Origin of the sequence: Meridianimaribacter flavus, assembly GCF_004366715.1 — a bacterium.
GTDB classification, from domain to species: Bacteria; Bacteroidota; Bacteroidia; order Flavobacteriales; family Flavobacteriaceae; genus Gaetbulibacter_B; species Gaetbulibacter_B jejuensis.
Window position 1 is genome coordinate 96,630 of the sequence record NZ_SOQZ01000007.1, and the last position, 12,678, is coordinate 109,307.

8 protein-coding genes are annotated in these 12,678 nt (G+C 32.6%); all 8 read right to left on the minus strand.

What is annotated here, in order from left to right; genetic code table 11:
• Positions 1-5: 5 nt before the first annotated feature.
• On the minus strand, positions 6-1,373 hold the full coding sequence (locus A8975_RS13425; RefSeq protein ID WP_134201137.1) for a glucoamylase family protein: 1,368 nt from the start codon (positions 1,371-1,373) through the stop codon (positions 6-8).
• Positions 1,374-2,756: a glucoamylase family protein gene (locus A8975_RS13430; RefSeq protein ID WP_134201139.1), complete on the minus strand. Its 1,383-nt coding sequence runs from the start codon at positions 2,754-2,756 to the stop codon at positions 1,374-1,376.
• 120 nt (positions 2,757-2,876) lie between these two features.
• Entirely contained in the window at positions 2,877-4,286 is a 1,410-nt protein-coding gene (locus A8975_RS13435) for a RagB/SusD family nutrient uptake outer membrane protein (protein ID WP_131507919.1), read from the minus strand.
• A 12-nt stretch (positions 4,287-4,298) separates the two neighbouring features.
• A complete protein-coding gene (locus tag A8975_RS13440) occupies positions 4,299-7,409 on the minus strand; it encodes a SusC/RagA family TonB-linked outer membrane protein (protein ID WP_131507921.1) in 3,111 nt (1,036 codons plus the stop codon).
• Between the two features lie 241 nt (positions 7,410-7,650).
• The gene (locus tag A8975_RS13445; RefSeq protein WP_134201142.1) at positions 7,651-10,455 is read right to left on the minus strand and encodes a helix-turn-helix domain-containing protein; all 2,805 of its coding nucleotides are present in this window, start codon (positions 10,453-10,455) and stop codon (positions 7,651-7,653) included.
• An 85-nt stretch (positions 10,456-10,540) separates the two neighbouring features.
• Positions 10,541-11,269: a LytR/AlgR family response regulator transcription factor gene (locus A8975_RS13450; RefSeq protein ID WP_134201144.1), complete on the minus strand. Its 729-nt coding sequence runs from the start codon at positions 11,267-11,269 to the stop codon at positions 10,541-10,543.
• A 1-nt stretch (position 11,270) separates the two neighbouring features.
• Positions 11,271-12,314 (minus strand): sensor histidine kinase, encoded by a 1,044-nt coding sequence (locus A8975_RS13455; RefSeq protein WP_134201146.1) that lies wholly within the window; start codon positions 12,312-12,314, stop codon positions 11,271-11,273.
• A 3-nt stretch (positions 12,315-12,317) separates the two neighbouring features.
• Positions 12,318-12,662 carry a DUF4907 domain-containing protein gene (locus A8975_RS13460; RefSeq protein WP_134201148.1) on the minus strand — a complete coding sequence of 115 codons (345 nt, stop codon included), beginning with the start codon at positions 12,660-12,662 and terminating at the stop codon, positions 12,318-12,320.
• Positions 12,663-12,678 lie beyond the last annotated feature (16 nt).

Genomic DNA, 12,678 nt, shown 5'->3' on the forward strand with positions numbered 1-12,678 from the left:
TTGGTTTAATAGGTGAATCCTAGTATATCTAATCCGTTTTGTACGTCTTCGTTTTGCATAAATAAATTCCATAGCAACCCAGTACGATAATTTTCTATCATAATAATTTGTGGCCCTTGATCAATTGCCAAATAGCGCTCAGTCACCCAATTATATTGTGGATTAAAAGCATCATAAAAACCAGCTGGTCCCATTAAATCGTTATTGTAGAAATAATGCATTGCTGCTAATGATTTCTCAGGCGTATATGGAATAGAACTCACAGCTGCTGTTGGCGAAATTGTACCGTTATCATTTTCTGGTTCGTGAGCAGAATAACCTACAGAACCATCGGAATTACGACTATAACTTGCTGTTAATCCCCAACAATCTGGACCATAATCGGCAAAGTTATGAGGGTTACTAACACAATGCTGATAATTAATATTGGTATGATTAACATTTAAGTTCCAATAGTTAGCATACTGGTCGTTTAGGTTTGAAGGGTTTAATCCTAAGTATGAATAATGTGCCCAAAACAAAGGACCAGTCCCTGAACCTGCATGATCTAATATCAGTGGAATACTATATTGACTTAATGAAGACACAATACTTCCACTACTTGCCCATCCTTGATGGTATACATCTGAAGAAATTGCATAGTCAGGTGATGCAGCACCAAGAATAAATGCTATTAAAGTTTCGTTATAACCTTTCAATTCTAGGTTTATGGCAAACTCATTAGTTGGACTCCAATGCCATAGTAATTTATTTTGGTTATTAGTATACCAATCCCACTCGACACCTTTCCAAAGCGCATCAGCTTGGTTTGCTAAAGCTTGTTCTTCAGTTGTTCCGTTTTTAAAATATTCTTTTACGCAAATTAAGCCTTGAGCAAAAAATGCTGTTTCAACAATATCTCCTCCATTATCCTGCGTACTAAAAGGGATTGTAGTTCCTGTTCCATCATCTATCCAATGTGACCATGCTCCATGAAAACGATCAGCATTTTCAAAGAAATTGAGTATTTGTGTTAAACGTTGTACACCTTGAGTTTGAGAAATATAATTACGCTCTATACCTACCAAAATAGCCATAAGTCCAAAACCACTTCCGCCAGTTGTAATTACATTTTGACTGTCTGACGGATTGTTAGGATGGTAACGTTCTTTAGCTGCACCAGAATTAGTACCAGCATAATCCCAAAAATACTTGAAGGTTTCTCGCTGGGTTAAATTCATTATTTGATCATCAGTTAGAGGATTAACTACAACAGGATCATCATCTGTTGGCACTTCGTCATCTACAGGATCATTATTTTCTTGATATGTAGATTCATCGCTAGAACCACAACTAAAAAAAATTAATAATAATATAAAACTGAATGTCTTCATTTAGCTTTTGTTTTCGTATTTAAAACCTAGTTTTTGTAAACCGTTTTGCAGGTCTTTATTTTTCATAAATAAATCCCAGAACAAACCTGTTCTGTAATTTTCAATCATTACTGGAATTGGACCTTGATCAATTGCCAAATATCTTGGCACGTACCAATTATGTTCTAAACTAAAAGCATCATAAGGACCATATTTACCTACCAAACTATCGTGGTTTTTATAAAGGTTTTTAAGCATTTGCATACTCTCTTTTGGTGTGTAAGGAAAAGAGGATAACGCAGCTGTTGGTGATACTACACCAAGATCATCTCCAGGTCTATGACCTGCGTAACCTTTTACGGAATAGCTTGAGGTAAATCCCCAAATATCTTTTCCGTAACCTTTGTAATTTTTAGGGTTATCTATAGCGTACTTGTAATGTATTTTAGCGTGATTTTGAGTCAGTTTCCAGTAATCTCCAAATTGATCTGTTAGACCATTTGGGTTTAAACCCAAGTATGAATAATGTGCCCAAAATAGAGGACCTATTGGTGCATCGCTATGTTCAAAATAGTCTAAAACTAATTCTTCATCATAATATGAATCTTTGGAAACAATAGCTCCGTTTCTTGCCCAACCTTTTTCGTAAGCTTCTTTTGTAATTGGATACGTTGGTGATGCTGCTGCAAGCACATACATAATTAGGCATTCGTTATAACCGCCTACAGGAAAATTCATTTCCCAACCGTATTCTGGCGACCAATGCCAATACAAGACGTCTTCACCTCCTTTGGTATACCAATTCCATTCAACTTCTTTCCAAAGCTTATCTATTTTGGCTACTAATTCTTGCTCTTGTTTGTTTCCGTCTTTGAAATATTCTGAAACAGTAAGTAAACCTTGTATTAAAAATGCTGTTTCAACTAAATCTCCTCCATTATCTTTCTTTCCAAATGGATACATTTTTCCTGTTTCACCATCTATCCAATGAGACCAAGCACCATGAAAACGATCAGCTTTTTCAAGGAAGTTTACAATTTTAGTGTATCTATTGAACGCTTGTTCTCTAGTAATCCAACCACGCTCAACACCAACCAAAATTGCCATAAGCCCAAAACCACTTCCTCCAGTTGTAACTGTATTTTTTGGTGATGAAGGGTATTTATCATCCATATGAATACGCTCTCTTGCCAAACCTGAATTAGGTTCTGCACCATCCCAGAAGTAATTGAACGTCTGATATTGAATAGTGTCTAACAGTTGATTTTCGGTTAATTCAACTTTAGTATTATTAGCTAAAGCTAACTCAGAGTTTTCTTTGTTTTCGGTATTGTTTTTACAGCTAAAAATCGACAAAAGAATAGCTGTCAAAACAAAAATTTTATTTTGATGGATTGATTTCATTAGCAAAGTTAGAATAAGCTTTAGCTACATTTATTAAATGCAGCTAAAGCAATAAAGACTAATTCAAAGATTTCTACACGCTATTAATCATAGGTGTTTTAGGTCATTTTTAAATTTGTATTACCAACCTGGATTTTGAGTCATTTCAGGTGTTTGAATCAACTGAAGGTCTGGGATAGGGAATAACTCATGTTTTCCTACAACAAATGTTTTACCATCTGCAGCCATAGCGCTTTGCGCTTGACCTGTTCTTACTAAGTCAAACCAACGGTCGTGTTCAAAAGCTAGTTCTAATCTTCTTTCTTTCCATACATCGTTAAATGTTGGAGAATTGATTGGAGTAAGGTTAACTCTATTTCTAACTCTGTTTAGAGGTGTTGCTGCATCTTCCCCTACATGTAAAGCTGCTTCTGCTTGAATTAATAATACATCGGCATAACGAAGAATTCTAACATTTTTGTCTCCATCACCAGCTCCAGCATTAGCGCTTGAGTATGCTTTTTCATTATACATTGGGTTTTCAGCTGCAGCACTAACCTGTCTTCCATCCCATAGTGTTTCTCCGGCAAAGATTATTGTAGCATCTCTACGAATTACATCTCCTTCAGCATTAAAAGCATTTAAAAGATTTTGAGAAGGAGTGTTGAAGCCCCAGCCCCAACCTCCAGTACCTCTAGCACCTTGAGTTTGAGAATATTGTTGTACACCATGAGCAATTGACTCACCTCTAGCTTGAACTTCAAAAAGTGATTCAACTCCGTTTTCTTGAGAAGCTCTCCAGATTTCTTCATAATTAGGATGAAGGTTATATTGTGGGTCTGTTGCAACTATTGTTGCCATATTATAAGCTTCTTGCCATTTTTCATGGTACATGTATACTTTAGCTAATAACCCTTGAGCTGCTCCTTTTGTTGCTCTACCTAAATCTGAAGCACTGTACTCACTCTTTTCAGGTAGCATATCGATTGCGTCTAATAAATCTTGCTCTATAAACTCGTATACATCATTTTTAGGTTGGCGTACAACATAATCAACATGCTGTAAAGGTACATCTCCAAAAGAACGTACTAACCAAAAGTAATTTAATGCTCTTAAAAATTTAGCCTCACCAATTAGTCTGTCTCTATACGACTGATCAGTTAATCCAAAGTTTTCAGTATAGTTAATAGCAATACTTGCTCTACCAATACTTTTATACCAATGTTCCCACATAGATCTAATTGAAGGTCCTGTAGTTGTATGCTCTAATGCATCTAACTGGTGTTTATCAGTACCTGTATCAGAAGCAGAACTACCTTTATCAGCGTTATCAGAAATAATTTCAGTAATTCCTAAATAAGAGAAAGCATAATCCCAATCTGTTAGCATTCCGTATATACCATTTACCATTTGCTCTGGTGGTATAGCTTCACCAATATCAGCTGCATCAATTTCAGCTCTACTGTCTACATCTAAATAATCATCACTACAGCTCACTATCATTAATAATGAGGATAGTAGTATTCCAAATTTTATTTCTTTTAGTTTCATAATTCGTTTTTTTTATAATTCAATGTTAACACCAAATAAAAATGTTTTAAGGTTTGGATAAGCAGACAGCTCTATACCTGATGTATTTGCTGCACTACCTCCTGCTCCTCCTACTATTTCAGGAGTGAATCCTGTATATTCAGTAAACATAAAAGGATTTTGCGCTGTTGCATATATTCTTAAAGAATTTACTCCGCTTACAACATTTTTCAATGTGTAGCCTACAGTAATATTATTGATTCTGAAAAAGTCTCCGTCTTCTAGGTAATAATTAGATGCGTAAGAGTCTCTGTTTGCTCCTGGATTAGTATTTGTAGATCCTTCTCCATTCCATCTTGTGTTATACACATTTGCAGTAATGTTCTCTCCTCCATTAATTCTGGTTCCTTTTAATCCATTGTAAACTTTATTTCCTCCAGCTCCATAACCTTCAACAATTAAATCAAAGTTTTTATAATTGAATCCTAAGTTAAGACCGTAAGAAAACGTTGGTAAGTATGTTCCAAAAAACTTTTTATCCTTATCATCAATAACACCATCTTCGTTTTGATCTTTGTAGCGTAAGTGACCTGGTAAAGCTCCTGATATACTAGCATTGTTATTTATTTCATCTTCGTTTTGCCAAACACCTTCTACTTCGTACATCCACCATGCATATAATGGTTGTCCTTCTTCTAATCGTTTTGTTATTTGTCCATTTCCTAAGCTTCCTCCAACTTGTCCATCATAAGCAGATTTTACATTTTCAACTCTGTTTTTATTAGTTGAAAACACTGCACCAATGTTATAAGAGAAATCTTCTCCAATGTAATCTTTCCAACCTAGGTTAATCTCGATACCCTTGTTTGATACTTCAGCTCCATGATCGTAAGAGCTTAAAGAACCTTCGGTTGTATATATTGGCGTTACTAACAATACTGCATTTTCAGTATTTCTGTCATAGTAGTTAAATTCAAAATCTAATCTGTTATCTAATGCACTTAGGTTAAAACCTGCATTTAACTCCTCAGTCACCTCCCATGAAATTGGGAATGTTTCAGCTCCAAATGCTGCTCCAAATGCCAAATCTTGATTTGCTCCAAACACGTAGTTAACACTGTTACTACCTGCACTAGTTGTTATTGTTGTTTGGTTAAATGGTACTCTAGAGTTACCTACACGTCCCCAACCTGCTTTTAATTTTAGATAATTGATTGATGGCACATTAAAAAACTCTTCGTTAGATAACGCCCAACCTAAACTTACTGCTGGGAAGTTGTCATAATACTCTTCGTTATTATCGTTTCTAAAGTTACTAGAGCCATCTCTTCTTACATTTGCTTGGATGTAATATTTTTCATCATAATTATACATTACTCTACCAAAATAAGACTGCTCTCTTGTTGGTGTAGTATAAAACTGGTTTACAACTTTTTCATATCCATCGTCCGCAAAGTTTATGCTCCAATAGTTTTCTTGTAATGGCACACCATAACCAGTTGCATTCATTGTGTACACATCGTTTCTTTGTCCTCTTGAAAGACCAACAACAGCATTTACATTGTGTACACTATTAAAGGTTTTATCGAAAGTTAAAAATCCTTCTACGTTATACCTATAACTTTCAGAGTTTTGATAAAACAAGCTATTGTCTGCCCATGATACTACTGATGGGTTGTTATCTTGATTAGTTTGAAACTCCTCATCTGTTCTAGTAGGATCTCCTGCTAACCATTGACCTCTTGTATCATTAAATGCTCTTGACTTGTTAAACGATTTTGTAGCAGTATATCTAGCCGAAGCTTTTAAGTAATCTGTAATCTGTAAATCTGCTTGAATACTTCCTTGTAAGTCTGTAGTATTGTTTTTTTCATTTGCAAAATCAACAGCCATAATTGGGTTACCTGTAGAGTTTAATCTGTCAATAATTTCTCCTGGGTTTCCTAAGTAAGTTGCAATACCAGTTGATTGATTCCAAAACGATTGACCATATTGTCCTGTTTCATAATACACAGGAATTACAGGTGCTTGTCTATAAGCTGCATTAAATGCTCCAAATGGTTTTGGGAAAGACCTGATAAAAGATGCACTAATATTTGAAGATATTTTTAATCGATCATCAAATAACTCAATGCTATTGTTTGCTCTTAGAGTATTACGGTTATAGTCATCATTATCTAAAATACCATCTTCATTATAATTGTTGAAACTAAAAAAGTAGCTAATATCGTCACTTGCTCCTGAGATAGCTATGTTGTTAGAGTTACTAAACCCTATGTCAGTTAATTCATCATACCAGTCGGTATCATGAGGTTGATTTGGTGATAAAAATGCTGTTTCACCAATAGCTACTTGATTTTCATTAAAATATCTAACATATTGACTAGAGTTAGCCATTTCAACTGGGTTTAGCATTGACTTAGCTCCATAAAAAGAAGACAATTCAATTTTCATCTTACCTTGTTTACCCTTTTTTGTTGTAATAATTACAACTCCATTAGCAGCATTCATACCATAAATACTTGCTGATGAAGCATCTTTAAGTACATCAAAAGACTCAATATCTGCAGGGTTTATATTGGTAATACTGTTAACTTGTACACCATCTACTACATATAAAGGATCATCACCTCCTGCTGCAGTACCAATACCTCTAATAATAATGTTTGGTTGACTACCTGGAGCATTAGTATTTACAATATTAACACCAGTCATTTTACCTTGTATTGACTGTAAGGCGTTAGCAGCTGGTTGTTTTAATAATTCGTCACCAGATACACTTGCAATTGCACCAGTTACTTCTTTTCTGGTTTGTGTACCATATCCAATAACTACAATTTCTTCTAAAGCTTCAACATCATCGGCCAAAACAACATTTAAAGTTGTTTGGCTACCAACTGTAATTTTTTGTGTTTTAAAGCCTATGTAGCTAAATTGCAACACCTCACCTGGTGCTACACTTATGGTATATCTACCATCTAAATCGGTGGATGCTCCTCGATTTGTACCATCGACAATAACACTTACACCTGGCAATGGTAATCCATCACTTGCAGCGGTCACTTGACCATTTACTTCTATTTGTTGACTCCATGAGACAAGAGAGAAAAATAAAAGTAATAATAAACTGAATTTAGTTTTCATAAATTAATAATTAGAATGAGTTAGTTTTCGACTTCTAAATTAATAATCTAAGCGTTTGACGAAATAGTGTTGTTTACATTTTAATTACGCCATTTGAATTAACAAAAGTGAAACTCCGCTTAAAATCAACGTTTGACGTACTTTAAATTTACAAAGAAGTACGCTAAAAGACTAACGAAAACGATAAATGACGTATTAATGACGTAATAAAAAATAAGATTTAGATAAAAATAAGTAGTGATTATTTAAAATTTAGCAAATAATCAGTCAAAGAAATGTCATTTTCTAAATCAAGCTTCTTTTTTAACCTGTATCTATGTGTTTCTACGCCTCTTACCGAAATATTCATCAATGGCGCAATCTCTTTAGTGGATAAATTCATTTTGATGTAGGCACAAATCTTTAAGTCTTTTTGTGTTAATTGCGGATGGTTTTCCTTTAAACCTTTGAAGAATTCTTCGTGAACTTGATTGAAGTTATACTCAAAAACTTTCCATTCATCTTTATGTGCAATTGAACCATCTACTTTTTTCAATAGCTTTTTGTATGAGTAGTAATTGTCAAAACTTGTTTTGTTACCTACTAATTCTTGCTTAATCTCTTGCAAGGTTTCGTTCTTTTTAACTAAAGCCATAGCAGTATTTGCTAATTGCTTACTCTTTAGCTTTATTTCATTTTGAAGCGATTCATTTTTTAACTGCACTATACGTTTCTCGTTTTCTAAGGTTTTTTCTTTGAGTAGTTCTTCTTGTTGCTTTTCAAACTTTAATTCGAGTATTTTTTGCTCTTTAATAATTTTTCGTTTGTGTAAAATGAAAATTACCAATAAGGTTAAGAGAATTAAAAATGTGTATAATGCAAAACCTATATCATCTTTATACCATGGCGGAAGTATGTTAATTTTTAATTCTTTAACAGGCGAAGTTTCGCCAAATCCATTACTTGCTCTTATAGCTATATCATATTCTCCATGGTTAAGGTTGGATAATTCTAGTTTATGATTTTCCATTCTATTCCACTTAGAGGAGTCAATCCCAAGAAAAGCATATTCAAAAAAATGGTTATCAGATTTAGCTGAAGATATAGACACACCAACACTTTGATTAAACTTAAGTTCTATTGGTTTTTCTTCATTAATAGCAACAGGTTCTTTATTAATTTCAACCATTTCTACCTGTGGCTGTTCCATTTTTAGAGTTTCATTTAACCTATCGTCAATAAGCATAAAACCATCAATTAAATTTAAAGCATAGGTAGAGTCACTAATTTTTGAAACATTTTCATAACCTACAATAAGCCTATTTTTAAAATAATTGCTAGTCAATGAAAACTCATCTTCTGCTATTGCCAAGGATTTAAAACTTATAACGTCATTTTCATTTTTTAAGACTAATCGTTTTACGTTGTCTTCAGAAATAATGTGTGTTCCTTTTCCAAAACTTTCATTTAGTAATTTATGAGGAACTATACTATCTAAAAGTGGTTCATATTTTTGCCATCCGTCATTAGTTTTAAAACAAATGTCATTTTTAATTTTATAAACTCTTACATTAAAACTCGACCAAATGCCTTTATTTTCATAACTTTTAAAACTTATTATTTTATCATAATTACCATTAAATTTTACTTTATAAAGTCCTTTATAAGCATGAGAAACCCAAGCTGTATTTTGGTCTTCAAAAACCAAAAAGCGAATTGGCATTGCAATTCCTCCTCCAAGTCGCTGTGAGTTCCAGGTATTATTTTCGTTTTTAAAAGTGACTAAACCAGTATAAGTCCCTTGAATGTAAACATTCTTCTGTTCTGGTACCTTTTTTATTGTTAAGCCTCCTGTGTAGTTACTTATAGGTATAGGCTTTTTATCTTTAATTAAAAATGTTCCATCGTTATGACCGCAAAAAAGTTCCCCATTGATTTCTTTTAAATTCCAGACTTGTCCTTGAGAACCTTCAATAAATTGAAGTTTATTTTTTTTATCTAAATAAAATAAGCCTGTGTTACTGCCTATGTATATATCTCCTTTATAATCTATAACGTCATAAACAGCTCCTAGCTTTCCTGAAACATCATTAAAAAAATAATTATGACTACTTAAATCTAATGACGCCAAACCATTATCTAGACCTAACCAGAGTTTATTAGTCTCATCTAAATGATGCCTTAAAACAGTGTTATTGACAAGTCCATTTTCTTTACTTAAATGAAAAAGCACTTTTCCTTTACTATCGGTTAAGTAAATTCCGTCTTTAATAGTACCAAACACCATTCTGCCATCTGCTAATATTGAAAAGTCATTAAGTTGATGTTGAATAATGTAGTCATCTACTTCAAAGTTGGTTTTAATTAATCCGTTACCATTATATAAGAAGCAGCCTTTTAATGAAGTTGTAAGCAACAACCCTTCTCTATACTTATCAATAGAAATAACTTTTGTGTTAACTAATTTTTCGTCACTAATTATTTGTTTTAACTCATTACCTACTAAGGTAAAAATGCCATTATTAAGTGTAGAGACTAACAATTCGTCATCAACAATACTACAAGACATAATTACCGATTTAGGTCTTATTTTTTCGATACCTACTTCGGGTTTAAAACTATAAATGCTAGAAAATGCTCGAAAAATGATTTGGTTCTTAAAAGGAATAATTTGCCAAATCTCATCATTTGCAGAAATTTCATTTTGTATATCTTGGCTAAGCGATTTGTAGACTAAAATTCCTTTTTCATTTTTTTTCCAAAACCCAAATTCTTCGTAAGAACCAGTATAAATTATGTCGTTATGAGCCAAAACAGATCTAACAGTGGTTTTATTGGGTAACTCATAAAAATTCCACTTAAGTCCATCATACTCTAACAAACCATCATTATTGGCTACATAAAGTTTTCCATTATCAGCTCTAGAAACATCCCAGTTTTGATTACCAGCATTATACTCTGAAAGGGAATAGTTTTGAAAATAAGGTGAATATTGTGCAGAAACTTGTTGTGCTTGAAAACAAAGCACTAGAAGCAGTACATACTTTATTATTTGGGAAAAATTCATAGCAACAGATAAATCCTTTTACAAGGTACTAATTTACCTATTTATATGAATTGTAAAAAGTATTTAGAAATTACCTGTAAATTTATTAAATGCCCAATAAACCAAATAAGTACCCTTTATAACTATCTCCAATAGGAATTCTCATTTGGTCTTCCATGATAATTTGATTGCGTTGAATAGACTCTAAATATTCAATATTGACTATGTATGACCTGTGAACTCTTACAAAATTAGAGGTAGAAAGTTTACCCTCAATAGATTTAAAATTCATCAATGTTAAAACTGGTTTTTGATTTGACAAATGAATCTTTAAATAGTCTTTTAATCCTTGAATATATCTAATTTCAGAAAGCTTTAGCTTAAGGTTTTCATACTCTGATTTTACAAAAATAAAATCTTCTCTAGGAGTTGTAGAAGTTGCTCCTGATGGCACCAAATTAGACAACTCTTGATGCTTTAACTTATATATTTCTTTTACTCTATTGATAGCCATTACAAAGCGAGGAAATGGAATTGGTTTCACCAAATAATCAACCGCATTTAATTCAAAACCATCTAAGGCATACTGTGGATAAGCTGTTGTAAAAATTATAAAAGGCTTTTTATTTTCTATAGATTTAATAAAATCTATTCCTGAAATTTGTGGCATTTCAATATCAGTAAAAACCAAATCAACTTTATTGTTTCTTAAGTAGTCTAAAGCATCAATTGCATTTGTAAATGTTTCTAAAACCTCTAAAGAATCAATTGAGCTACAATAAGAGCTTATAATGTTTATTGCCAGTGGCTCATCATCTATTATTATACATTTCATATTATACTAATTTCAACCTCAACTCTACCTTATAAAAACCGTTTTCTTCTTTTGTAATGAGGCTATATTTGTTTTTGTAAAGAAACTCTAACTGATTATTAATGTTTTGAAGACCAACTCCTGAGTTTACATAATCTTTTTTATGATGCCCAATAATATTATCTACATTTAATAAAAGCTCATTATTTATGATTTCAATCACAACATTTATATTGGTATTACCCTTATAATCTGTTCCATATTTAAAAGCATTTTCAATAAAAGTGATTAAAACTAGTGGATAAATTTTTAACTCATTTGTATTACCATGAATTTGTAATTTAACATTTTCGCTATTTATTAATCTCATTCGTTGTAACGATATATAGCTTTTTATGTAGTTAAGCTCTTTTTCTAGCATTACTTTATTTTCATTAACTTCATAAAGCATATACCTCATTAGTTCAGACAGCATGATAATTGCTTCTGGTGCATCGTTAGATTTACTTCTTACTAAAGAATAAATACTATTTAGAGAGTTGAAAAGGAAATGAGGGTTTAGTTGTGTTCTCAAAAACTGCAATTCCATTTCTTTTTTCTTAGCTTCCATATGTGTTGCAGTACTGTCTCTTTTATAAAAGTCAGTAATCAAAGCAAAAACTCCTCCTAACAAAAATATTGAAAGTGAAAATGTTACCGGAAGCATATATCTAAAACCGTTAGGTGGTGGCGGAAAGCGAAACCCTTTTGTTGCTTCATTAAATTGCTCCATTGTTTCTAATCTAGGTGCTGCAGGAGCTAATTGAACATTCAAAAAATTAAATAAAGCTAAGAAAAGTATCGATGCTAGAACGTACCAAAATATTCTCTTCTTTAAGAGTAGCATTGGCACCAATATTAAATAATTAATATAGAATAGGAAAGGTCCTTGCAGCATTCTTAAATATCTAAATTTAGGAACACCTCCTGTTTTTTGAGGCTCTAACAAGCTCCATAATAAAACTGTTACCAAAGACCAAAAAAGTATATGCAGTAGCACGACACTTGCCTTAAATTTTATTTTCATCTTTTAATTTGATATAATTATGTTACTACTCATAATTTCTTGAAAAGAAACAGTTGGAGGCACTACTCCGTTTTTGAGTTTGTCCAAAACAAGGTAACCTATTTTTTCAGCATCTCCTTTATTTTCAAAATAACATTCACCTGAAATAGCAGGTATTGTTTCTTGTTTTATTAACAGTTTTTCATCTACATATATTTCATAAATCCAACCTTTATCATTCTGAGTAATCACCAATGACTCTTCAAAACCCACATTATCCCTGTTGGTTAAAAATATTACAAGGTTTAAACCTACCACTGCCAATGCTATAGTAAGGAAAGTTACTATATAAATTTTATGCTTTTTCATAGTCTTAGAATTTAAA